Origin of the sequence: Larkinella knui, assembly GCF_003858645.1 — a bacterium.
Taxonomy (GTDB): domain Bacteria; phylum Bacteroidota; class Bacteroidia; order Cytophagales; family Spirosomataceae; genus Larkinella; species Larkinella knui.
This window is the reverse complement of sequence record NZ_RQJP01000004.1, coordinates 181,083-203,915: the sequence shown is the minus strand read 5'-3', so window position 1 is coordinate 203,915 and position 22,833 is coordinate 181,083. Positions and strand designations below refer to the sequence as shown.

At 54.2% G+C, this 22,833-nt stretch carries 21 protein-coding genes; 4 read left to right on the top strand and 17 right to left on the bottom strand.

The window, feature by feature from the left end; genetic code table 11:
* Nucleotides 1-51: 51 nt before the first annotated feature.
* The 4 genes from EHT87_RS19295 to EHT87_RS19280 all read left to right on the top strand — a co-directional run bounded on the left by EHT87_RS19295 (nucleotide 52) and on the right by EHT87_RS19280 (nucleotide 4,679).
* A complete protein-coding gene (locus tag EHT87_RS19295; protein ID WP_221622045.1) occupies nucleotides 52-1,419 on the top strand; it encodes a sulfatase in 1,368 nt (455 codons plus the stop codon).
* Nucleotides 1,416-3,062: an arylsulfatase gene (locus EHT87_RS19290; RefSeq protein WP_229321186.1), complete on the top strand. Its 1,647-nt coding sequence runs from the start codon at nucleotides 1,416-1,418 to the stop codon at nucleotides 3,060-3,062. The genes EHT87_RS19295 and EHT87_RS19290 overlap by 4 nt, the downstream gene beginning before the upstream one ends.
* A gap of 189 nt (nucleotides 3,063-3,251) precedes the next feature.
* The gene (locus EHT87_RS19285; protein ID WP_124908301.1) at nucleotides 3,252-3,653 is read left to right on the top strand and encodes a T9SS type A sorting domain-containing protein; all 402 of its coding nucleotides are present in this window, start codon (nucleotides 3,252-3,254) and stop codon (nucleotides 3,651-3,653) included.
* 165 nt (nucleotides 3,654-3,818) lie between these two features.
* Entirely contained in the window at nucleotides 3,819-4,679 is an 861-nt protein-coding gene (locus EHT87_RS19280; protein ID WP_124908300.1) for an FtsZ/tubulin family protein, read from the top strand.
* A gap of 22 nt (nucleotides 4,680-4,701) precedes the next feature.
* Here EHT87_RS19280 and EHT87_RS19275 read toward each other — a convergent pair whose 3' ends face one another.
* The 17 genes from EHT87_RS19275 to EHT87_RS19195 form a co-directional block, all read right to left on the bottom strand.
* The gene (locus tag EHT87_RS19275; RefSeq protein ID WP_124908299.1) at nucleotides 4,702-5,493 is read right to left on the bottom strand and encodes an SDR family NAD(P)-dependent oxidoreductase; all 792 of its coding nucleotides are present in this window, start codon (nucleotides 5,491-5,493) and stop codon (nucleotides 4,702-4,704) included.
* Between the two features lie 119 nt (nucleotides 5,494-5,612).
* A complete protein-coding gene (locus EHT87_RS19270; RefSeq protein WP_124908298.1) occupies nucleotides 5,613-6,551 on the bottom strand; it encodes an aldo/keto reductase in 939 nt (312 codons plus the stop codon).
* 13 nt (nucleotides 6,552-6,564) lie between these two features.
* Nucleotides 6,565-7,629, bottom strand: coding sequence for a hypothetical protein (locus tag EHT87_RS19265; protein ID WP_124908297.1), 1,065 nt, complete (start codon nucleotides 7,627-7,629; stop codon nucleotides 6,565-6,567).
* A gap of 8 nt (nucleotides 7,630-7,637) precedes the next feature.
* Nucleotides 7,638-8,468, bottom strand: coding sequence for an SMP-30/gluconolactonase/LRE family protein (locus EHT87_RS19260; protein ID WP_124908296.1), 831 nt, complete (start codon nucleotides 8,466-8,468; stop codon nucleotides 7,638-7,640).
* A 112-nt stretch (nucleotides 8,469-8,580) separates the two neighbouring features.
* Entirely contained in the window at nucleotides 8,581-10,050 is a 1,470-nt protein-coding gene (locus EHT87_RS19255; RefSeq protein ID WP_124908295.1) for a M81 family metallopeptidase, read from the bottom strand.
* Between the two features lie 9 nt (nucleotides 10,051-10,059).
* On the bottom strand, nucleotides 10,060-10,443 hold the full coding sequence (locus EHT87_RS19250; protein ID WP_124908294.1) for a RidA family protein: 384 nt from the start codon (nucleotides 10,441-10,443) through the stop codon (nucleotides 10,060-10,062).
* Nucleotides 10,440-11,084, bottom strand: coding sequence for an RraA family protein (locus EHT87_RS19245; RefSeq protein ID WP_124908293.1), 645 nt, complete (start codon nucleotides 11,082-11,084; stop codon nucleotides 10,440-10,442). Before EHT87_RS19245 ends, EHT87_RS19250 begins: the two co-directional genes overlap by 4 nt.
* Nucleotides 11,081-12,355, bottom strand: coding sequence for an MFS transporter (locus tag EHT87_RS19240; RefSeq protein WP_124908292.1), 1,275 nt, complete (start codon nucleotides 12,353-12,355; stop codon nucleotides 11,081-11,083). The genes EHT87_RS19245 and EHT87_RS19240 overlap by 4 nt, the downstream gene beginning before the upstream one ends.
* 27 nt (nucleotides 12,356-12,382) lie before the next feature.
* Nucleotides 12,383-13,471 (bottom strand): pyridoxal-phosphate dependent enzyme, encoded by a 1,089-nt coding sequence (locus EHT87_RS19235; RefSeq protein ID WP_221622044.1) that lies wholly within the window; start codon nucleotides 13,469-13,471, stop codon nucleotides 12,383-12,385.
* Nucleotides 13,468-14,283 (bottom strand): SDR family NAD(P)-dependent oxidoreductase, encoded by an 816-nt coding sequence (locus tag EHT87_RS19230; RefSeq protein WP_124908290.1) that lies wholly within the window; start codon nucleotides 14,281-14,283, stop codon nucleotides 13,468-13,470. Before EHT87_RS19230 ends, EHT87_RS19235 begins: the two co-directional genes overlap by 4 nt.
* The gene (locus tag EHT87_RS19225) at nucleotides 14,273-15,214 is read right to left on the bottom strand and encodes a succinylglutamate desuccinylase/aspartoacylase family protein (protein ID WP_124908289.1); all 942 of its coding nucleotides are present in this window, start codon (nucleotides 15,212-15,214) and stop codon (nucleotides 14,273-14,275) included. Before EHT87_RS19225 ends, EHT87_RS19230 begins: the two co-directional genes overlap by 11 nt.
* Nucleotides 15,198-15,995, bottom strand: coding sequence for an SGNH/GDSL hydrolase family protein (locus EHT87_RS19220; RefSeq protein WP_124908288.1), 798 nt, complete (start codon nucleotides 15,993-15,995; stop codon nucleotides 15,198-15,200). The genes EHT87_RS19225 and EHT87_RS19220 overlap by 17 nt, the downstream gene beginning before the upstream one ends.
* A gap of 12 nt (nucleotides 15,996-16,007) precedes the next feature.
* Complete coding sequence (locus EHT87_RS19215) at nucleotides 16,008-17,117, bottom strand: sialidase family protein (protein WP_124908287.1); 1,110 nt, start codon at nucleotides 17,115-17,117, stop codon at nucleotides 16,008-16,010.
* Nucleotides 17,118-17,232: 115 nt separating this feature from the next.
* Complete coding sequence (locus tag EHT87_RS31640) at nucleotides 17,233-19,038, bottom strand: exo-alpha-sialidase (protein ID WP_229321184.1); 1,806 nt, start codon at nucleotides 19,036-19,038, stop codon at nucleotides 17,233-17,235.
* Between the two features lie 33 nt (nucleotides 19,039-19,071).
* The gene (locus tag EHT87_RS19205) at nucleotides 19,072-20,223 is read right to left on the bottom strand and encodes a sialidase family protein (protein WP_229321182.1); all 1,152 of its coding nucleotides are present in this window, start codon (nucleotides 20,221-20,223) and stop codon (nucleotides 19,072-19,074) included.
* Between the two features lie 63 nt (nucleotides 20,224-20,286).
* The gene (locus EHT87_RS19200; protein ID WP_124908286.1) at nucleotides 20,287-21,198 is read right to left on the bottom strand and encodes a dihydrodipicolinate synthase family protein; all 912 of its coding nucleotides are present in this window, start codon (nucleotides 21,196-21,198) and stop codon (nucleotides 20,287-20,289) included.
* Between the two features lie 161 nt (nucleotides 21,199-21,359).
* On the bottom strand, nucleotides 21,360-22,832 hold the full coding sequence (locus tag EHT87_RS19195) for a RagB/SusD family nutrient uptake outer membrane protein (protein ID WP_124908285.1): 1,473 nt from the start codon (nucleotides 22,830-22,832) through the stop codon (nucleotides 21,360-21,362).
* Nucleotide 22,833 lies beyond the last annotated feature (1 nt).

The following is a 22,833-nucleotide window of genomic DNA, read 5'->3' as shown; positions in this document are numbered from 1 at the left end:
GATTCCGGCTCCGGTGAAAGCCCTGAAATGCACGAAAAAACAAGACGTTCTATGAAAAAAAGCGACTGGATTCTCTTCCGGTATAGCCTCTTTTTTTGCCTGTTGGCACCAGCGGTTTTTTCACAAAAGAGCAAACCCAAAACCCCGCCCAACGTCATTCTCATTCTGGCCGACGATTTGGGCTGGAGCGAACTGGGCTGTTACGGCAATCGCTTTAACGAAACGCCCCACCTCGACCGGCTGGCGGCTGGCGGCATGCGGTTTACTCAGGCCTACGCCACCGCGCCCGTTTGCACCCCCACGCGCATTGCCCTCCTAACGGGGCAGCATCCGGCGCGTGTCGGCATAACCGATTACCTCGATGCCAGGGACGAAAAATTTCTGTCGCCGGAGTACGTGACGCTGAATGAGCGGTTGAAGCAGGCGGGCTACCACGGCGGATTGATTGGCAAATGGCACCTGACGGGCGATTATACGAAGAAAAAAGGGGAGCCGTCCAAACACGGCTGGGATGAAGTGATTTGCTCCGAAACCGGTTACATCGCAAACGGCGATTATGTTCATCCGTACTTTTTCATGCCCGACGTTCCGGCCAAAACTGAAGGAGAATACCTGACCGACCGGCTGAATCAGGAAGCCGTTGACTTCATCAAACGCAACCAGGCCAAGCCGTTTTTTCTGTATTTATCGCATTATGCCGTCCACACCAAACTGGCGGGCAAACCCGACAAGGTGGCGAAATACCAGCAGAAACCCGGCGTCGGTACCCGGCAGAACAACCCCGAACTGGCCGCCATGCTGGAAAGCATCGATGACGGTGTGGGTCAGATTGTGGCGACCTTGAAGGAACTGGGCCTGAGCGGGAACACGCTGATTCTGTTTACGTCCGATAACGGTGGCGAACGTAACGTGACCTCCAACGCACCCTTGCGGGGCGGTAAATCGGAATTGTACGAAGGCGGTATTCGGGAGCCGCTGATTGCCTGCTGGCCCGGCCGAATAAAACCGGGGGCGGTTTCCGATCAGGTTGTCAACACGCTCGATCTGTATCCGACTTTACTGGAACTGGCGTCGGTAAAACCGGCGGCTGGTCAGGTTCTGGATGGGATCAGCCTCGCTTCGGTGTTGAAAGGATCGGCAAAACCGCTGCCCCGAACGCTCTACTGGCATTATCCGCTGCCGAAGCCCCACTTTCTGGGCGGTCGGTCGGCCGGGGCCATTCGAAGCGGAGATTTTAAACTGATCGAATACTTCGATACCGGTCAGGTTGAGCTTTTTAACCTCGCCACCGATCCCGGTGAACAGACCGATTTATCGGCTACACAACCGGACCAGCGAAATCAATTGCGAACGCAGCTTCAGGAATGGCGCCGGACGACGGCTCGTGTTCAACCAACCATCAACCCTGCTAAACCGTGAAATACCCGATTCTTCTCAGTACGTTGCTGGCGGGATTTCTCCTGATCGGAGCCACCTTATCCCGAAAACCGGCACACCCAAAAGCCGCCAAACGGCCCAACATCGTCCTGATTATGGCCGACGACATGGGCTACTCGGACCTGGGGTGCTACGGCTCCGAAATTCCGACGCCGAATCTTGACAAACTGGCTGGGCAGGGCGTTCGGTTCACCCAGTTTTACAACGCGGCCCGTTGCTGCCCCACCCGCGCGGCTCTGATGACGGGCTTGTTTCAGCACCAGGCCGGGATTGGCCACATGACCCGGGAGCCGAACAACCGGGTGAATTACGACTACGGCGTGGACGGCTACCGGGGCGAATTGAACCGCAACTGTGTCACGCTGGCCGAAGTGCTGAAAACCGCCGGTTATCATACGTATATGGCCGGAAAATGGCATCTGGGTTCCAGCACGCCGGACCTGTATCCGCGCCAGCGGGGCTTCGATCGCTACTACGGATTGCTGGCGGGGGCCAGCAGCTACCTCGACCCGATTCAACCGCGCGGCATCTGGCTCGATAACGAACCCATTGAAAAAGTAAGCCCGCCTTTTTACACGACCGACGCGTTCACGGATCACGCCATTTCGTTTTTGAGCGAGCAAAAAGATACTCAGCCCTTCTTTCTGTACCTGGCTTTTACGTCTCCGCACTGGCCGCTCCACGCGCTGAAGCAGGACATCGAACGGTTCCGGGGACAATACCGGCAGGGCTGGGATGCCGTTCGGGAGCAGCGTTTCCGCAAACAGGTCAAAGCGGGAATGGTGCCCGAGAGGTGGGGAATTTCGGCGCGCCCGGAAATTTATCCGGCTTTTTCGGAACAGGATACGGCCCGGCAGCGGGAAATGGATTACCGCATGGCGGTGTATGCCGCCCAGATTTACCGCATGGATCAGAACATCGGCAAGCTGGTGGATCACCTCAGAAAAACGGGGCAACTGGAGAATACCCTGCTGGTCTTTCTGTCCGATAACGGGGCCTGTCAGGAAGGCGGTATTCTGGGCGGAGGGGCGATAACGGATATCAATGATCCGGCGAAAGGGGGTGCTGTTTCGTACGGGGGCGTGTGGGCCAACGCGTCGAATACGCCTTTCAAAGGGTTCAAGCACGTTTCTTACGAAGGCGGTATTGCCACTCCGCTGATTGTGCATTATCCGGCAGGAATCCGTAGTCAGAAAGGAAAGATTGTGTCCGCACCCGGTTATCTGATCGACATCATGCCCACCTTCCTGGAAGCCAGTGGGGCGGTTTACCCGACCGAAGCGAAAGGCCGGAAAATCCACCCCATCGAAGGGAAAAGTCTGCTGCCCATTTTGGCCAACGGAACGCGGCAGCCGCACGACTATATGTATTGGGAGCACGAAAACCACCGCGCCATCCGGTTTGGCAAGTGGAAAGCGGTGGGTGTTATCGGCGCACCCTGGGAGTTGTATGACCTTGAACAAGACCGGACCGAACAACACAACCGCGCGGCCGACCAGCCCGATCTGGTAAAAAAACTCGATCAGCAATGGAATCAATGGGCCAATACGCACCACGTTTTTCCAAAAGGTACGATGAAAGCCGATTTTAGCAACGAATGGAATTTCTTTAAAACGGCCCACTAACCGGGCGACCGGGCCGATCGCGCTAGTCCTGTTTTTTCAGATTATTACCACTTTATCAATAGGAGCAGCACCGGTATCGTATCATTTCTCAAAAGTAGCAGGGATTGACTCATTTGTGACAGCCTTTTCGGGCGTTGAAGCCGACCTTTGATTCATTCAAACGGACACAAAAACTAAACTTCATACGCCATGAAAACGCTCTTCAAATCCCTGCTCGTTGCCTTTACTTTAACGGTTGTAACCTTCTCGACTTCTTGGGCTGAAAGCAACAAACCCATTGGAAAGCCCAAGAACGCGGCCGCTTTTCAAAGCAGCCTGTATACCACCGCCGAAGGCAAGCTTCAGATTGCGTTGGATAAACAAACCGGCGGTTCGGTTGTGGTTCGGCTCAAAAATAGCGCGGGCACCGACCTCTTCATACAGCAGATCGGAAAACGTCAACAAGTTGCCCGTATGCGTCTGGATGTCAGTGCCCTGCCCGACGGCGTCTACCAGGTCGTCATTTCCAACGGTGTTGAAACCACTACGCAGGAATTAACCCTGGCCACGCAGCAACCCAGTGCAACAGCCCGGCTTGTGGCCTTTAACTAACCCGCCTACCGCGATAAACGCAAGAATCTCCAACGCTGATTATATCCACACACCGAAGGCCGGCTCTGTTATAGGGTCGGCCTTTCGGATGATTTAAACTTGTCAATTGGATCAGATTTTTTCTTTTTGCCTGCCTAAATTTCTACTTTCGGCAAACTGAAATCCATGGATACTCTCTTTACCGGTATTGGCATCGGCCCATTGGGCGTGAACGTGCTGGAACACCTCTACAACCGCGGAATGCATGACCTTACGGCCATTGCCTGCCTGACCGATTCCGACCAGCTTCGGGCGTCTTTTCTACCCAACAAAGTAGTTTTGACCGGAGACGAATCGGGAAGTTCGCTGACGGATGCGCTCCAGCCCATGATCGGATCGAGCGAACTGGTGTTTATCGTGGCCGACCTGAATGAACCCAACACGAGCCGAGCCGTTTTACAAACCGCCGGGCTAGTCCATTCTCTGAACCGGTTGAGCGTGGCCATCATCCCGCTTTCCATCGATTTTCCGGAAGCCGATTCAACCCCGCTGGACGAACTGGATCACTTGTGCGATGGACTGATCGCGTTTGCTCCGTCCGATTCGGGCGACGATTTGCAATTTCATCAAATGACCAAAGCCATCGAGGGATTAGCCGATCTGTGCCGGCACAACCTGGGCATGGTCGACTTCGAGGATATTCGGTATGTCATGCGGGGAATGGGCCGGGGCGCGGTCGTTGATGAAAAAGCAACCGGCGAAAACCGCTGCGAAGCCGTTTTGGAGAAAGCCTTCCGGCAGTTGGAAGCCTGCGCGTTCGATGTTACGCGGATTGATCGGGTACTGATGCAACTAAGCTACAGCCCTCATTCCCCCCTGCTGATGCGGGAACAGCGTACGTTGACGCAAGGACTGCTGGATCACATCGGTTCTGACCCCCGACTCTTTAAAGTAGCGTATCTTTCCGATTCCAAACTGGATGATCAAATTAGACTTACGGTATTGCTTTGGGCACCGATGAATGATTCAGGTCCCACGGTACAATAAATAATGCGGCTTTTTGGAGCAACTACCAGCTCGTCCAGCCCCCATCGACCAGTAAATTATGTCCGGTAACAAACGCTGAGGCATCCGAGGCCATGAACACAACCGGGCCTTTGATGTCGTTATCGTCGGCAAAGCGACCCAGTGGCGTCAGGCGTTTGTAATTTTCAACAAACTCTTCTTTGCCGCTCATCTGCTCGACGCCGGGGCCGTAGCCGCCGGGGCTGATGCAGTTGGCCCGGATGTTGTCTTTGCCGTAATAATTTGCCAGCCATTTGGTGAAGCCCACCATGCCCCATTTGTCATACGTATAATTCACCGGACTGGTCATACCCGTGTTTCCATAAACCGGAAAATGAGGACCAACGGCACCCTGGATTGAACTGATATTGATGATGTTACCCGATTTTTGGGGTCGCATCACCTCAAGTACCGCCTGAGTAATCAGCACCAAACCCGTCGAGTTGATGCGTTGCGCTTTCTCCCAGCTTGCTTTGTCAATATCTTCCAGATTCTTGAAGCCCTCGCGGGAAACCGCATTATTGACCAGTACATCGATTCGGCCAAAGCGGTTTTTTACTTCCGCAACGAAGGCGCGAATCGAACGTTCATCTTCCAGATCCAACGCTATTCCGTCAGCCAGCAACCCGTTGTCCTGAAGGGTTGCGGCAAATTTCCGGCATTTTTCACCATCGCGCGACGCAATGATGACCCGCGCTCCGGCTTCGGCAAGCGCCCAGGAAATAGGCGTTCCGAAGAAACCTGCGCCCCCGGTTACAATAGCGATTTTACCGTCCAGGCTGAATAGGTCTTTCATGTAACAGTATGGTTTTCTTCGAAATTCGTCCCGATATTCATGATCCCCCTATAAGGAGAATCCAGCCGAATCTGTTAAGTGCCAGAGATTCGTGATTCATACTATCTAGCGAGCGACGTTTAAACAGTCCAAACAGCCGGTGTAATAATCGCTTCCTCAACCTGTTGAAAGACATCCTGAATCTCCGCCAGCAAGGCCGTGGGAATCGCCGGGCCATTCAATAATTCGATATTCTGCTGAATTTGTGACTGGTTTACGGCTCCAAAAACCAGGCTGTCGACCGCGGACAAATCCCGGACGAACGAAAACGCGAGCTGGGCCACGGTCATTTGCGCGCGCTGCGCCAGGTTTTGCAACGTAACCAAATAAGGTTCCGCCTTTTTCAGACTGCCTTTCAAGTGCGCCGGATTCATAAAAAACAGGCCCTGCAAAAACACACTGCGGGCAAATACCAACTTTGACTGGCTTCGTAATTGATCCAGCAAACCGCTTTGCAAAAGCCGCTGGTCGAAAATATTCACCGGAATCTGCGTGGCTTCCAGCAGGTCCTCTTCCAGTATATAACTCAGATCTTCAGGACCATAGGCCGAAATACCGCCCATATCGATTAGCCCTTCTTGTTTCAGCCGGTATAAAAGGGTCGGCAGGATTTTGATCACCTCGGCCATCGGTTCCGCCCCTTTGTGATGCAGACAAACCGGAAGCCGATCGATCTTTAAAGCCGTCAGGGATTCCGTTACGCTTTTATGAACCTCCTTCCAGGCCCGTTCCTGATGGCTGAGGTTGGCGGGACTGATTTTAAACTTTGAAACCAGATTCAGGGCAAATTCCCCACGGGTATCTTCCGTAAAATCACCAAGAATCTCCTCTGAATGACCGTACTGGCGGGCGGTATCCAACGTATTGATGCCAACCTGCGCGGCATACCGCAGCATTCGGTAGCTTTCCGCCCGATCCGGCATTCCTTCCGAATTCGAAATGCCGTAATTCAGGCCCAATTGCACCGTTCCCAGCGTTAGCTGCGAAAACCGGTAATCCCGAAAAATTCGATAGTTCATGGTGGTTGATCGTTCACTTTATGCTGACTACGGACGGCGTTCGAATGCCCGGTTTTATTTCTCCGCTAACGTACAGCCAGCGGTTGTTCCAGAACACCACGGGGAGCGTTACCCGAGCAGCAAATTGGGTTTGCTGCCCGATGAATTCCCAACTATCGGTTTCGGGAAAATAAAACAGCAGACTTTGAATAATTCCGGGATGGGTGGCGGGCGTTTTATAAGCCGCTGTCACGGCATCCACCCCACCCCAGAACAGAAACCGGTCGTTGTTCAGAACCGGCAATACCGTTCCTCCGGCCGACATGCCCCGGGGCATCGGTGCCAGCGTTTGCCAGGAACCGACCCACTGATCCTCTTTCGGCTCAAGATGTAATCGATACGCATCCAGCAGGATAGCCCGGTATTTCTCACCCCTGGAATTGACGCCTACCGTTTCCCCACTGAAGAGGTAAAATTGCCCCTGATAAACCGTACAAACCGGAAACTGGCGTTCTGGCCCCGGCCAGGGTTCAATTTCAAACCAGCCATTCGAGCGGTTTTTCAGATTCAGCCCGTAGCACTTTTTTAATGGCGTTCCGGTTGGACTGCTGACCCCTCCGGCAACGACGATGGCATCCCCAACCAACGTTCCGGCCATGTTGGCCAACGCAACCGGAAGGTCCGGATAGCTGGATTTCACCAGATTTTTCCCGTTCCATTCGTAGCCGACTACGCGCTTCAAATGCCCGCTTTCGGTACTTCCTCCAATGAGAATTATGGTATTTTGGTAGGAAACCGAAACGCCATAGCCCGACGGTTCCGGCAGTTTTTCGGCCGCTTTCTGCCAGTTTTTTCCGTCGGCCAGCACGTAGATATCGTCATACCATTTCTTTTTCCCGCCTTCCCAGGGGTATCTATCGGGAAAGTTGGCCCCACCCAGGCAGAGCAACGCGCCATGACTGACGCCCGCGTACAGGCCCGCCCAGCCTTTTCCACCCGGAAGCGGAGGCAGTTCCGACCATTCTACCCCAGACTGCGCTACGGTTTCCAAAGCAAGCATCATCAGAAAAGACAAGCGATAAATAGAATATTTCATCATCCGTTGAATCAGGGATAAACTGTAATTAAAACCACTCCGCCCGGCCCCGGTTCGCCATAGCCGCCCGTTACCAGCAACATCTGACGCTCCGGCTGATCTTCGAGAAAGCACAGATTGCTGGTCAGCGGCAAGGTCGTGTCAAGGGAAAAAAGCCATTCGCCCCGGGCCGACAGCACCTGAATCGCCTGCATGCCGTAGTGCGCTACCCAGACCCGACCCTGATGATCGAGCGCCAGCCCATCCGGCAGGTTATCAATCGGATTGCCGGAGCAATGACCCGGAAGACTTGCCCATACCGTCGCCTGACTTTTAGCGATTCCCGGTTCTGCCAAGTCGAGAACCAGAACCCGGTTTTGGTAGCTTTCGGCTATAAACAACCGGGTTTCATCCGCCGAAAGCACCAGCCCGTTGGCGTAATCGATCCCCCTGGCAACGACGCGTTCTGTTCCGTCAGTACCCACGAAAAACACCTTTCCATCGGCCCGGATCGAGTCGGTAAAGTAGAGATTCTGCCGCGAATCGATGATTAAATCGTTCGGCGAATAAATAACGGTATTGGCGCAAACCTCCTGAATAACAGCCCCTTTACAATTGCCAGCCCGATCAAACCGGCTGATTGTTGCCTGCTGCGGATCACATACCCAATGTTCGCCATTTGGCAGACTAACCTGGCCGTTGGGACAGGCGGTTTTTCCCCAAACCGAAGCGTTGCCCGCCCTATCCAGCCGCCAGATTTCTCCGCCGGTGAGCGTTGTAACGTACCCATTTCCTTCGTGATCCACCGCCGGCCCTTCGGTGTAAAAAGGCAAATCAAGAAGCTTTTTAACGGTGTATTTCATGGGTATACGGTTTTCGGTATTCCGTTTCCGGTTTACGGTGGCTGATGCACGCTTCTAACTCTTGCGTCAGCCACCGTAAACCGAATACTGAAAACCGTAAACTATAAATTACTTATTCAAACGGAAACAGCGGTTTTCGGCGGTTTTGGTACGCAAACAGGGTCATGTCGGCCTGGGTGACACCCGGCGTATCGACCTGCACGATCGACGGGCAAACCGGGGCGTAGGCGGCAATGGGTGCATTGACTCCCTTGGCAATGATGATGGCAAACGATTCCGGCGATACGCCAAATGCCGTCATCTGGCGCAGGCTGTAGGGCGGTGTCCGGCGCGTTGTCAGCATGACGTTGTTGCCTTTTCCGGTTTTAACAATTGCGGTTTCGCCCATGTCATACTTCACAAAGCCGCCGTGTTTGGGCGTCGATTCGGTGAATTTTCCATCCGAAAGCCGGATGAGACGGGCCCAGGTTTCGTATTTTTTCCCTTCTTCACCGATGGCCAGTTTGAATGATTCGCCGACCGGGTAGTGGCTCGCTTCTCCAACCGCCGACGGATCATAAAGACAGATAAAAACCGGACCAACGTCCTGATTTTCCAGCGATTCCAGCAAATGGGTGCTGTTGCCGGGCGCGCCCCCACCGACGTTGTCGCCCATGTCCAGCATGAGAATCGGTTTCGGCAAAGCCGCCAACGAAGGCAATACCGCGCCAATTCCGGTTTTTGCTCCGTTAAACGCTTCTTTTCGGTTCAGGATATAATCGGAAAGTTGCTGGCCGGTTTTCCGAATCAGATTCCGGGCGTTGGCGTCCCTTTTTTCGTCGGCAACCAGGATGAAAGCCGAGCCCATTTCGGCAACATCGGCATACGGAAACCCCAGCAGCAAACTCGCCGATACCAACCGGTTTTGGTCACTGATTTCATTCAAATACACTAACAAACTTTGGCAGGGGTCCTGCGACGTGTACTGCTGCTCAATGCTGATCGCCATCGGCAGCTGCACCAGATGCTGCACGGGTCGAAGGTTTCCCCGCACAGTTTCCACCACCATTTCAGCGGCTTTCCGGCCGGTCGCCCGCTGGTCGATGTGCGGATTGGTGGCATAGGCAACCAGCGCATCCGTGGCCGCCACCATTGCCGGACTGACGTTGGCGTGCGGATCGAGCGTGCCGGTTATCGGTATTTTGTCGCCCAGTTTTTTCCGCAACAGACCCAGCCAGTATCCGTCCAGATCGGGCTGCGACTCCGCCACTCCGGCACCATGCGGCACCACGACGCAGCCGTCGACTGGCAAAACGGCATCGAGTGCCGCCCACATTTCGGTTAGAATGGCTTCGTAAGCCGCTTTCTGGATCAAACCGCCCGGTGTGGCCGATGCGTATAAAACCGGCACCAGTTCCAGATCGGAACACGCATCAATCACGTCGATTACGCCACTGATTTCGTGGTGCGCGCCTTCGTATTCCGTCCGAATGGCGTCGCCCGCTAACCAGTAGCCGTTTTTGAAGTCGTCCAGGGTGGTTGGCGTGGTGATGAAGGTGTTGGTTTCGTGGTAAATGCCCAGCAGGGCAATCCGTTTTCGCATGGTTGCGGCTTATTTTCCGACGTAAATCACAACATCCACTTCAAACTTCAGCAAATCGCCCAGGCAGCCGATGAGCGTGGTTCGTGCCGGAAACGGTGCCTTGAAATACTCCCGGTAAATGGCGTTGAATTCGGGCAGATATTCCTGCTTGCCCACGTAATTCCGAACCTGAACGGCATCGTCGAGACTGGCCCCCGCGGCTTCCACAATTCGCTTCAGGTTTTCGAACGACCGGCGGCATTCGCCTTCGAACGTATCATTGACGATGGCTCCGCTGTCGTCCACCGAGGCTTGTCCGGACACAAACAGGTAATCACCGGAAATGATACCCGGTGAAAAAGGCAGGTGACTTTTCGGAATGTTGTCCCCGCTTACTACTTCTTTTCTGCTCATAATACCCCAAATTTTTGATAGGCTTCCCAGGCTTTCATCCCGTTTTTGATGGCGTCGCGCGTGACGTTTTCAGCATCCACTTTTTGAATGGCTGCCGCAATAACCTGCTCTTCCACTTCCTGTGGAACGACCACAATACCGTCTTCGTCGGCCATCACCAGATCGCCGGGCCGGAATTTCACCCCGTCGATTTCCACCGTCACGTCCAGATCGACCACCCGCTGGCGGTTTTGGCTGTCGTAGGGGTTCCGGGATGTCGCAAAAACCGGAAATTCCATCGCCCGCATTTTGTCGATATCCCGAACCCCGCCGTGAACGATCACGCCCAGACAACCGCTGTTGCGGGCCGCCGTCGACAGCAATTCACCCCAGATGCCGGAACGCGTGGAACCGCCTGCCGCACAGATCAGTACATCGCCCGGCTGACAGGAATCGACGGCCTGCAACTCCAGCTCGTACGGATTCGGATCGACGTCGTACAGATCCGCCCACAGGCTGGTTTTGCAACGCCCCAGCAGTTTGGGAATGCCGGTGTAGGCATGAAACGGGATTCGGGTGGCCTGGTGGGTATAACCCAGTTGATCGAGCACGTCCGACAGCACGGCCACGTATACTTTATTTTTCAGTTCTTCCAGATTCATTTTAAAACAGGTTTATTCTCCATTTCCGGACGTTCGGGAATGTCTTCGGGTTTTGGTTTGATGGTGTACAGCAAGGCGGCCGAAATCAGCATCGTAACGGCGGCAAACTGGAACATCCGGCTCAGATCGATGTTGGCATCCCGCAAAATACCGCCAGCATAAAGCCCCACACCACCGACGATGCAGGCCACCAGATTCAAGACACCGTAGCCCGTTGCCCGGTACCGCTGGTCGGCAATCAGGCACAGAATCGGCATCATGTTCGCATCCAGAAAAGTGCGCGTAAAGGCATAGAGCATGAAACAGACAATGGCGATGGAAAGGACGCTGGTGCTGCTGGCAATAAAGATGCCCGGTGCGGCTATGACCAACCCGATAACCGGAACAAGAATGCGACCGCGCGGGTTGGTCCGGCTCCAGCGATCGGCCAGAAAACCGCCCGTCAGAACGCCCACCAGCGAAGCCGTGTGAAAATAGCCCGTGGCATACAGTCCGGCGACGGTTTGGGACAAGTTGAAATGCTCTTTGTAATACGTTGGCAACCAGCCGACTACCAGCCAGCTCACAATACCGCCCAGTCCCCAGAACGTGAGCGCAACGATATAATTTCGGCTACTGAACAGGTCGGTTAGAGCCGCTCCAAAACGAATAACCGGTTCCGGCTCGGTTGCCAGTGAGCTCTTTTCGGGTAAAACCGGATCACGGAGAACCAGCGCCAGCAGGACCGCATAGCCAACGCCGATGATGCCAAACACGCCAAATGCGTAGTTCCAACTGTGGTTTTCGGCCAGCCAGCCGCCCACAAATCCCAGACTTTGGCCGATCATGATGCCGCCCATGTGAATGCCTGTCGCCAGTGAGCGGGTAGCCCCCCGGTGGTAGTCGACAATCAGCGCCAGAGCCGCCGGAATATAACAAGCTTCGCTAATGCCCATCAGCGCGCGCGTCAGCAGCAGTTCCTCAAACGTGGTGGCCCGCGCCGTAAACCAGGTGACAATCGACCACACAAATAGGCTGCCTACAATGACCCGGCTGCGGTTAAAGCGGTCGGCCAGAAAGCCCGCCAGTGGACTCAGGAGGCCGTATACCCACAGAAAAACCGACGTCAATAAGCCGAACTGTCCGTCGGTCATCGGTATTTCCGCCAGAATGGAACTCCGCATGGTGGTGATCATCATGCGGTCGAGGTAATTCAGACAACCGACCACACAGAGTAAACCCACAATGAGCCACGGATAAAAAGACGGTTTCGGTAGTGTTGCTGTCGGCATCGCTTGCGGGTTGTTGGTTGCTAAAAATTACAAAAACGGCTGAATCAATCCGATGGTCTGGCCGACATCCACAGTCTGTACCGGCGGCAACCCGAAGTTTTTTTCGACCGACGCCATGTCCTTAAAACCGCTGCCGGTGACCAGACACACCACGGTTTCGCTGGGGTTTACTTCTTTTCGAAGAACGGCCTCTTCCAGTCCAGCCAGCGCCACCGCTCCGGCGGGTTCACTGAAAATACCTTCTTGTTGGGCCAGGGCTTTCTGCCACGTAAAAACCCGCTCATCCGTCACAAGATAGCCATTGCCCCCGGTTTTTCGGCAGTTTTCAATCACCCGGTCGCCATCCAATACACCCGGAACCTGCAAACCGCTAACGGTCGTCGTGGATGAGGAAACCGCCCTGGCTTTCAGCGCGTTGTTCCGCAAGGCACTCGCGATGGTGTCGTTTCCCTCGGGTTGTACACAATTGACTTTCACTAATCCGGAAGGCGGTTTTTCGGCCAAAACGCCATTCGTAATCGCCAATGTCAGCCCTCCCCCACCCGCGGGTGAAAAAATATGATCAACCCGACCTTCCAGTGTTTCCAGAATCTCGGAAGCGATGGTTTGAACACCCTGCATGGCGGAGGGACAATACCGATACGCACTGATTGGCAGCGGTATTTGGTTGGAAGCACACAGTTTTTCAAGTTCATCGAAAACCGCCGACGTAATGGCGGCATCTTTCCCAAAACCGCTCACCATAAAAATACGGGCACCGTACAGCTGCATCTGCCGGATTTTGGGCAACGGCGCCCCATCCACCACCACCAGCACGCACGGGATGCCGGCGGCAGCGCAATAGGCAGACAAAGCCGCGCCGGTGTTGCCGCTGGACGTAGCTATGCAGACTTTTTGGCCTTTAGCGTTCATTTCACTGACCAGAACAGCCGCGAAACGATCTTTGTAGGAACCGCTCGGATTCAGATTTTCGAGTTTAAAATACAGGTTTGAGAGGCCCAGCGACGGACCAATCGAGCGGGAACGAACCAACGGCGTTTGGCCTTCACCCAGCCCGACACGAAACCGGGGATCGACGTCGGGGAGTTGGTTTTGGTATTTCCAGATTGTGTTCAAAACTCGTTGGGAAATTGGGTTTTCTTGATCGAATACGAATTGAAATTGGGTTTAAAACCGCCGTCGATGGTGAGCGTCGTTCCACTGATGTAAGCCGCCTGGGGCGAACACAGCCAGAAGATTGCTTCGGCGACTTCGCGGGGATTGCCGCCCCGCGCGAGCGGAATGAAATCGGTGAGTTCGGCCGTCATCCGGGCGCTGATGTTTTCTCCGTCCGCATCCACGTAGTCGTTGCTGAGTTCAGTATCGATGTAGCCCGGCGCAACGCCCACCACCCGAATACCGCTCCGGCCGTAGGTAATGGCGAGTTCTGCCGTCAGACTTTCCAGCGCCCCCTTGGCTGCGATATACGCCGGACCGCAGCCGGAAGGCCGCGACGCCATCATGCTGGAAACATTGACGATTACCCCGCCACCGGCCTGTTTTTCCATTTGATTCGCCACCCATTTGGTCAAAAAAACCGGAGCGGTCAGGCAAATTCGCAGGGTTTTTTCCCAGGTTTCAAGGTCCAACGTTCGCAGGGTTTCCAGCGTTCGCCAGGCGGCATTGTTGACCAGCGCGTCGACGCGCCCAAAGTACTGAATTGCCTGATTCACAAGATTTTCAAGATACGAAGTCTGTACCAGATCACCCGGAATGGCCAGACAATCCGCGTTATAGCGGTTTTTCAACTCCTCCGCCAGTGTAGTCAGCGGTTCCTGGACAATATCCGAAAGCACCAGCCGGAAACCTTCTTCGGCAAATTTCGTGGCCGTGGCCCCACCGATTCCTCCGGCAGCTCCGGTGATGATCACCACTTTTTTATCCTTCATGAATCACGGTTTTACCGGCGTTTTCGATGGGCAGAATCCCGCCTAATGCTTCTCCTTTTTTTACTTTCACAGTCGTGCGCAACAGGAACGCCAGCCCACCGGCTTCCGCCCTTACGTCCGTGGTTGTTCCCGAAACCGGATCGACAATCCGCCCCCAGAGCTGACCGGGGAGAAGCTGATCACCCGGTTTTACGGCGGCACTAAAAATACCGTCGGCGGGTGAGGGCATTTTAGCCTGGAGATAGCCACTATCAGCCCGGTAATCCTCCACCCAATACCGGTCGGCGACTGGAACAGTCCGGGCGGGGGCATCGATCATAGTCAGGTATTTCAGCAAGTTCATAAAACCGGCTTGGTACGCTTTTGTAACCTGCTCCCGAATACCGGTCCCACCGCCGTATTCCAGGTAAATGGCCGGAACATGGGCGTCCCGGGCTACGGAAAGCGTTCGGCCGTCGGGCCGGTGATCGGTACCCCAGATGAGAGGCAAATTATACGCAATGGCCATTTCCTGCTGCTTTTCGAGCACATCCGGCGACGGGTGAAGCATATAGCCGGCCAGGGGATATATATCGTATGCCAGTCCGCCCGTGTGCATATCGACGTAATAATCAGCCTCCCGAATGAGCGCACTGATCTGGTCGGCGGTTTGCTCGGAAACGGAACCGTCGGCCTTTCCCGGACAAATCCGCGCCAGATCCAGGCCGTCTTCCCCGCAGCGGCTGGCGCGGTTGTAGGCCGACTCGTTCACCAGGGGCACAATGGTCACCGTCCCGGCGGCTAATACGCCTTCCAGTTCTTCGATCAATCCGGATGCCGCCAGTATCGGTTCGTATTCGTCCCCGTGTACCCCCGCCGAAAGCAACACGTGTGGCCCCGGCAAAGCCCCGTTCAGGCGTTTATAATAAACCTTTTCAGTGTTCCCCTTCATAATACGGTCCTCCGCACGTTGGCTCCTGCGGGTCAAAAATTGATACTACTTTGAACATCAGACGGGCAATTTCCTGATGGCCCCGCGCACCCGGATGCAACGGATCGTTCAACCATTCCCGGTTTACATCCACGTCGGTGGTCGTCTGCCAATGGCTGTAATTATCAATCAGAATCACCTTTTTATCTTCAGCCACCCGGCGAATAACCGGTATGTAGTCCGGCAGCGTCTTCCGCTCCGGGGCCTTCTGGATAAGGATCGGGCTCGGCGTATGCAGAATCGGAATGGCACCCAGCTCACGAATTTTGAGGACAATCATTGCCAGATTCTGCTCAAAAACGGCCGTTGTTAGTTCTTTCCGCGCACAATCGTTCGTTCCGATCATCAGGGAGACAACCGCCGGTTTAAACTGGGCGACCCGCCAGTCGAAATCACCCAGAATGTGGCTGGTTGCGTTGCCACTGATGCCGGTATTGACCACCAGATCACGCACGCGTTTCAGTTCCCAGCGAATGCGCTCCGCAAAAATTTCGGGATAACTGCGAAACCCGTGCGTGTGCTTGGCTCCCTGGGTGATGCTGTCGCCGGTAAACAACCAGATAGCCGGCTCTTTTTGGGACAGTACTCCTTGTATTCGCTCCAAATCCGGACTCGAATCGTCGCTTTCTCCACCGTTTGCCGTTGTTCCGGGAAAAACCGGTGCCAAAACCGGCGGCAGAAAGACGCTCAGCCCGGCGGCTTTGATGAATTTCCGGCGGGAGAAGTCCGAATCTGGTCTCATACAAAAACCGGTTTATTGATACAACGAAGCCAGGTTCAGCCGATTGATCCGGGTGGTGGATAAATGCGTTACTTTCTTCTGGCTCCCGGCACAATAGCCCAACAGCGCATCTTTTTTGGTAAAATGAATGGCGATGTAGCAATACCAGCCGTCGGGATCAGTTTCAATCGTTCGAATGTGCTGCCAGGTTTTCCCGTCATCTTTGGAGATCGCCACCGACAACGGGGTTCGTTTATCTTTAATTTCCGGATTGCTGCCGTCGTTGTTATTCCAGACCACCAGCAAGTCGCCGGTGGAGGGAATCCGGGCGATGGATGCCGGAGACAGGGGCGACTTCAGGGTGCTGGGCTCGATCGGACTCCAGCTCTGGCCTTTGTCTTTGGAATATGACAACTGCTGAACACCGCCACTGGCACGGATGAACATCATGATAGTGCCATTTTTCAACTCGATGACGCCCGGCTCCTGCGTAACTATAGCCGCCGGTTTTGGAACGGCTTCACTCGCTTTCCAGGTAGCTCCGTTGTCGTCGGAATAGTAACTGTACAGCGTCCCGTTGCCTTGCCATTTTCCGCCGGGGGATTGATGCTGGGCAACGGCCATCAGCAACCGCCCGTTTGAAAGCTGAATGACCCGACTGTTGTTCAACACAAAATAGCCCTGCTTGTCGGTAATACAGGGAATGGGTTCGCTCCAGCTTTTGGCTTCGTCGGCCGAAAGCCGCATCTGGGGAATACAGTCCTGCTCGGAGTTCTTTTTCAGGTAAAAGAGCGCGATTTTTCCGTTTTTCAGCCGCAGCAACGAAACCGACATCACGTTCATATCTCCTTCTTTGGCAACGATGATCTGGTCCTGCTGCGTCCACGTTTTGCCGCCATCCTTCGAAAACCGGCCCGCCAGATACGCCGGTGCGTGGTCGCTGGTGCTGCCACCGGTGTAGTGGCTGTAGACGAACAGGATGCGTCCGTCTTTCAGCGTGACGAAATCACCTTCGCTGTTTCGGGGGTTGTCGTTGCCGGGATTTAATTCCAGGGCAATGGTAGAGCCGGAATTGGACTGCGCCTGGACGGTGTTAAAAGTGGCGACGAGAACGAAAAAAGCTATAAAAAATGGTTTGGTCATGGGTTTCAGTGGTGTTAGTCGACAATAGGTAATGAAACTTGAAAATAGTCGGATTGCAACGGGGTCGCCCGGCCATTGCCAATCCCGACCAGCAGTTATTCAGGAATGATCCACCTCACATCTTCGTGTTATAAATCCAGTCTAAGTTAAGCCGTGTCACGTTGGTTACCGATAGCCCCGTTCCTTTGGGGCGGTTTCCGGCGCAGTAACTCAAGAGTACCTCTTTTTTGCCGACAAAGTGAATGGCCGTGTAACAATACCAGCCGTCGGGATCGGCTTCGAGCGTTTTGACGTGCTGCCAGGTGTTGCCTTCGTCTTTCGACAAAGCGATGTTCAAGGGCGTTCGACGGCCTTTGATCGGATTGCCTTCTTTCGTGTCGTTGTTGTTCCAGACCATCAGCAAATCGCCGGTGGCCGGGATTCGGGCGATGGTGGCCGGTGAAACCGGTGACACGATGGTGGTCGGCTGCGACGGGCTCCAGGTCTGTCCCTGATCGGTTGAATAGGCGGCATACTGCACCCCGGCGTCCGTCCGGATAATCATCATCAACCGCCTGTCTTTCAATTGAATTAACCCCGGTTCCTGCTGCGTAACGGCGTTGGGATTGGCGACTTCCTGACTCGCGGTCCAGGTTTTGCCGAGATCGTCGGAATAATACGAAAACAAGCGGCCTTTTCCGTTAAAATTGGCCCCCGGCGGGGTTTCGTGTAAGGCCACCGGTATCACCAGCCGACCGGTTTCCAGTTGGATCACCCGGTTGTTGTTCAGCACAAAATAGCCTTTGCGGTCGGTAATGCAGGGGATGGCTTCGCTCCAGGTGGCGGCTTCGTCGGTCGAAATCCGCATCATCGGAATGCAGTCATCGATGGCATTTTTCCGGGCGTAGAACAGCGCGATTCGCCCATCGTTTAACCGCAGCAACGAAACCGACATGACGTTCATACCGCCGTCGTTGCTGACGATGGGGTGATCTTCCGGCGTCCATGTCTTGCCGCCGTCGCCCGAATACCGGCCCACCAACGTGGCTGCGGCAAAATCACTCGAAGACGTTCCGGCAAAGCGGGAGTAAATAAACAGAATCCGGCCGTCTTTTAAGGTAACGAAATCGCCTTCGCTGTTGCGCGGATTACCCGGCGACGGGTTCAACTGCAAAACCAGACGCTTTTCGGCTGATTTGATTTTTGCCGTATGTTTGGTCATTCTCAGAATTTCGGCCGCCATATTCGCAGCAATGAGTTCGTGGCCCCGGTCGTTGGGATGAACGCCATCGAGCATCAGGGAGTCAAAACTCACACCCGTCCGGCTTTGGTATTCCAGAAACGCTTTGTAGTTATCGACCAGGCCCGTCCGGTATTTCCGGGAAAACGTCCGCACCACGTTCACATACTCAAGCAAGCGTTCATTCTGGTAATCCGGGTATTTCTTGCCCAGCAAATTCGGAACCGTCAGCAGAACCAGACTGCCCTCCTTTTGCAGCGACTCGATCATGTAGGAAAGGTTCTGCCGGTATTTCTCCAGCGGAATCCGTGATAGCCCCGTTGCTCCTCCGCTATCGATGTGAGCGTCGTTGATACCAAATCCGATGATGACCAGATCGGGATGAACGGCGAGCACATCCGATTCAAACCGGTCGAGGGCATGCCTGATTTTGAACAGGTTATGATCCGTCTGACGACCCGTGTGGCTTCCCGGAATGCCGGCATTGATCACCGTTGCGCTCACGCCTTTTTGGGCCAGCAGTTGCGGTAATCGCTGCGCAAACACCTGATTGATGGTTTTTCGGGTGGCGGTAATGGAATTCCCGAACGCGACAATCGTCAGATGGCCGTCGGCATCATTCACCGGTTTTTCGGAAAAAACCGGTATGGCGATGAGAATGCAGAAAACCGTTATTCGCAAAAATCTTATCGAAAGTCGCATAGATAACCTGTTTAAAGAGCTACGTGCCGATTTCTACCGCAAAAAGTCCCTTTCGTTGAGCTTCACCCGCAACTCGCCCTGCATAACGGTGATCCAGAGCACACCCGGTTTTTCTTCGAAAATGTAGGGATACGAAAGCCGGGGCTGGGTTCCGCGTTCGGCAAAAACCACCGGTTTGCTCCAGCTTTTGCCCTCGTCGTCCGAAAACGCAATCGACAGCTCATCGCGGTGGTTGCTGGCCGGAATTTCCGACCACTGGTTATCACCCCCGCTCAGTTTATATGACACCTGGCCCTCCGGAAACCGGCGGTTCCAGACCAGCACCAGCTTGCCATCCTGCAGCCGTTTGAGCAATCCGGGGGCCGAACTGGCGCTGATTTTGGTGGGATTGAAGCTGTTCCAGGTAACGCCGTCATCTTTCGAATACGCTTCCCAGAACGTGCCCCAGTTGGTGCGCAACAGCAGCCACAGGCGACCGTCTTTCAACTGCTCCAGCGTCGCTTCCGTCACTCCGCCGTGGTGACCGGTTCCGCCCAGATCGATGATGGTGCTCCGGGTCCAGCTTTTGCCGTCGTTCTTCGACGAATAGGTCAGCACGGCATGCCGTCCGGGGTTGTGCCGCATCATCATGGAGGTAAAAACGATGCTGCCGTCTTTGGTCTCGATCATGTCGCGGATGGCCCCGGTCCAGTCGTCGTGCAGTTTCTGCGCGTCCTGCCAGGTTTTGCCGCCGTCGAGGCTGCGGACGGTATAGGTCGGCAGCTTGGCATCCGGCGAGTCCGAAATTTCCTTCTGCCAGTTCCAGTTGGCGCGTTCTTTCAGGTTCATACAGGCCAGAATGATCACATTCCGTTTGGTTCGGATCAACGCCCGTTCGTCGCTGATCTCAAACTTCTCCGGATCGTTGAAGATCGTGTATTCCGTCCAGGTTTTCCCTTCATCCTTGCTAATCAAGCTTTTGGTCTTGAAAACCGTCAGAATCCCGCCGTCGGCCAGGCGCACAAACGGCCCCATTTTCTGCTCCGGCATTTCCTGAACCTTCTCCGCAATCCAGGAACCCGAAGCCGTGGTTTTTCCGCCGGATTTGTCCAGACCACCCGCGGTCTGGGCAAGAACAGAATCACTGACGATCAAACCGGTTATGGTCAGAAAACCAGTAACCAGTACCATTTCCAGTACGTTCATGCTGAAATAACGGTTAAGTGTTTAGGATAATCAGTCATTTCTAATTTACGAATACCGCCCTAACTAGTTACTGACCAGGCCACTAACCGCCGAAATCCGTTCGAAGATGTTCAGAATGTCTTTTTCCTTCCATTCGGCGTTCCCTAAGCCCAACGGCGGGTTGGGTAAGCCGATATTGACATTGTGTCTGAGCAGCATGGCCTGCTGGAAAAACGACCAGATGTTGGGTAAAACTTCGTAAATGATCTCCTGGAAGGTGAGCATGAAGCGGTTTCCCAACTCAAAATTCCCTTTGATAAATTCTTCCCGCACAAATTTGCACTCCTCTCCCCACAGGTTGAAGAAACTTCCGATGGCCCCCACGGTTCCGCAAAGCGTTGCCTGACAGAACAGCTCATCGGCCCCGCTGAACAGAACCAGTTTGTCCTGCGACAGGATGTGAATCAAACTCACTTCGTACAGATTTTGGGTCGTGAGTTTCATGCCCGCAATGTTGGGCAGGGTGAGAATTTTCTCGATGTATTGCCGGGCGTCACCGCCAAAAACGCTGTGATTGCCAATGTGATACGGAAAAAAAGGAATGTCGATGGACGATCCTACCGCTTTGTAGTGTTCGAGCGCATTCTGAACGCCGGATTGGTAATAAATCGGCCCGACGGTCGAAATACCGTATACGCCCTGTTCCTGAGCCGCCTGCGCCAGCCGGATCGACTCCCGGGTATTCAGCGCGCCCACTTGGGCGATTACCGGCATGGCTCCGTTGACGGTTTCCATTACGGACTGGGTGATGGCCATTCGCTGTTTTTCCGAAAACAAAAATCCCTGCCCGGTGGACCCCAGCACGTACAGGCCGTCCAGTTTTTGCTTAATACAGAGTTCGACAATTTTTTCCAGTTGCTGAAAATCAGGGTTTCCGTTTGGATCGACGGGGGTGAACAGGGCCGGCCACAGGCCACCGATTGGGGATTGGGTCATGGTGTTTGAGTACTTGAAGGTAGTTTAAAGTTTGTGGTTTTTAGTTTACGGTTTTCAGTATTCGGTTTACGGGAGCTAACGCGGTCTAGCTAACACAATTATAAACTTGTCAAAAAGCGTGCGTTAGGTACCGTAAACCGAATACTGAAAACCGTAAACCGTCATTCATAGCCTGGATTCTGAACAAGTTTGGAGTTGCGGCTCATCACGGTCTCGGAAAGCGGGAAGAGCAACAGGTTGGTCTGGCCTTTGCGGTCGGCAAGCGACGGAACCAGGTCGAACGCTTTGTTGAACCGAACCAGATCCCACCAGCGCTTGCCTTCAAAAGCCAGTTCGAACAGCCTTTCTTTGAGAATGGCGTCGTCGTTGGCGGCTTTGGTGCCGGTCACAAATTTGTGCTTTTCAAACTGGTCACCGTAAGCCCGCTGCCGCACCAGGTTGATTTCAGTCGACGGGTCCTGGCCCAAAGCATTTTTGGCTTCGGCAATCATCAGCAGCACATCGGCGTACCGATAAATGATGACATCATCCAGAAACCGGCGACCATTGGCATCCACAAACCCGTTGAACTTGGTCATGGCCGACGTGTAAAATACCGGGGCACCCTGCGCATTTTTCGAGTAAATTTCTACAAATGATTTGTCCTTGCGTTTGTCGTCCGACGTAAATTGCTTCCGCATGGTTTCAGACGGTGCCCACCAGTTCATACCGCCCCCAAGTCCAATTTTCTTCAGCGTTTCGGCATCCGTTCCCGGCGGCAGGTCGCTGTCGCGGATGTACATATCCCCGCTGTAATTGTTGATGGCTTCCAGATCCTGGTAGCGGACCGCAAACACGATTTCCTTGTTGCCTTTGTTGGTATAAGTGAACACATCCGCAAAATTCGGCAGCAGGGCCACGTCACTTTTCTGAACCTCCTGCAAAGCCGCCAGAGCGGTATTGAGGGCGGCTTCTCCCCCGTTGCGCCGTTTGGCAATCCAGAGATACACATCGCCTTTCAACGCATTGGCCGCCGGTTTCGACCAGGCTCCGCGTTTGGCTGGGTAGGTGTTGGCCGGAAAAAGCTCCAGCGCTTTGGTCAGATCGGCGGTGATCAAGGCAAACATTTCATCTTCACTGGCCCGCGGTTTGTAGATCGTGCCCGGATCGAACGACTCGGTCGGGTCCAGCAGCAGGGGTGTTCCGCCCCAGGTCCGCACCAGCACATAATACAGGTACGCCCGCAGCGTGTAGGCTTCGGCCAGAACTGTATTCTTGTTGCTTTCCGACGTGAAAGCAATACCCGGCGCGTATTTCAGAATCAGGTTAATGTCGTGAATTACCGTATAGATACTGCCCCAATCCGGTCCGGGCGCGGTAATTTTGTGCAACCGGTTTTGAAAATACGGAATCCGGAAATCGGCATTCAGAATACCAGTTCCCATGATTTCGCTGCGGGCTTCCCCGAGGTAATACAGGTTAAAATTCGTAAAGTCGCGGAAACGGGCGTACATGCCGCTGCGGGCACCGACCACGTCCTCCTGTGTTTTCCAGAACGAGGCCGCCGTGATCTGGCTATCGGGTTTTACATCCAGTTCTTTGTCGCACGAACTCAACAAGGCGATGAATACCAAGGCGATAAGGTTGTTTTTCATG

Coding starts and splice junctions, on each gene's coding strand:
- EHT87_RS19220 (WP_124908288.1), bottom strand. CDS start 15,995: ATGAGACCAGATTCGGACTTCTCCCGCCGGAAATTCATCAAAGCCGCC.
- EHT87_RS19225 (WP_124908289.1), bottom strand. CDS start 15,214: ATGAAGGGGAACACTGAAAAGGTTTATTATAAACGCCTGAACGGGGCT.
- EHT87_RS31640 (WP_229321184.1), bottom strand. CDS start 19,038: ATGCGACTTTCGATAAGATTTTTGCGAATAACGGTTTTCTGCATTCTC.
- EHT87_RS19215 (WP_124908287.1), bottom strand. CDS start 17,117: ATGACCAAACCATTTTTTATAGCTTTTTTCGTTCTCGTCGCCACTTTT.
- EHT87_RS19275 (WP_124908299.1), bottom strand. CDS start 5,493: ATGAAAGACCTATTCAGCCTGGACGGTAAAATCGCTATTGTAACCGGG.
- EHT87_RS19255 (WP_124908295.1), bottom strand. CDS start 10,050: ATGCGAAAACGGATTGCCCTGCTGGGCATTTACCACGAAACCAACACC.
- EHT87_RS19250 (WP_124908294.1), bottom strand. CDS start 10,443: ATGAGCAGAAAAGAAGTAGTAAGCGGGGACAACATTCCGAAAAGTCAC.
- EHT87_RS19270 (WP_124908298.1), bottom strand. CDS start 6,551: ATGAACTATCGAATTTTTCGGGATTACCGGTTTTCGCAGCTAACGCTG.
- EHT87_RS19195 (WP_124908285.1), bottom strand. CDS start 22,832: ATGAAAAACAACCTTATCGCCTTGGTATTCATCGCCTTGTTGAGTTCG.
- EHT87_RS19280 (WP_124908300.1), top strand. CDS start 3,819: ATGGATACTCTCTTTACCGGTATTGGCATCGGCCCATTGGGCGTGAAC.
- EHT87_RS19240 (WP_124908292.1), bottom strand. CDS start 12,355: ATGCCGACAGCAACACTACCGAAACCGTCTTTTTATCCGTGGCTCATT.
- EHT87_RS19245 (WP_124908293.1), bottom strand. CDS start 11,084: ATGAATCTGGAAGAACTGAAAAATAAAGTATACGTGGCCGTGCTGTCG.
- EHT87_RS19205 (WP_229321182.1), bottom strand. CDS start 20,223: ATGAACGTACTGGAAATGGTACTGGTTACTGGTTTTCTGACCATAACC.
- EHT87_RS19295 (WP_221622045.1), top strand. CDS start 52: ATGAAAAAAAGCGACTGGATTCTCTTCCGGTATAGCCTCTTTTTTTGC.
- EHT87_RS19260 (WP_124908296.1), bottom strand. CDS start 8,468: ATGAAATACACCGTTAAAAAGCTTCTTGATTTGCCTTTTTACACCGAA.
- EHT87_RS19265 (WP_124908297.1), bottom strand. CDS start 7,629: ATGATGAAATATTCTATTTATCGCTTGTCTTTTCTGATGATGCTTGCT.
- EHT87_RS19200 (WP_124908286.1), bottom strand. CDS start 21,198: ATGACCCAATCCCCAATCGGTGGCCTGTGGCCGGCCCTGTTCACCCCC.
- EHT87_RS19230 (WP_124908290.1), bottom strand. CDS start 14,283: ATGAAGGATAAAAAAGTGGTGATCATCACCGGAGCTGCCGGAGGAATC.
- EHT87_RS19285 (WP_124908301.1), top strand. CDS start 3,252: ATGAAAACGCTCTTCAAATCCCTGCTCGTTGCCTTTACTTTAACGGTT.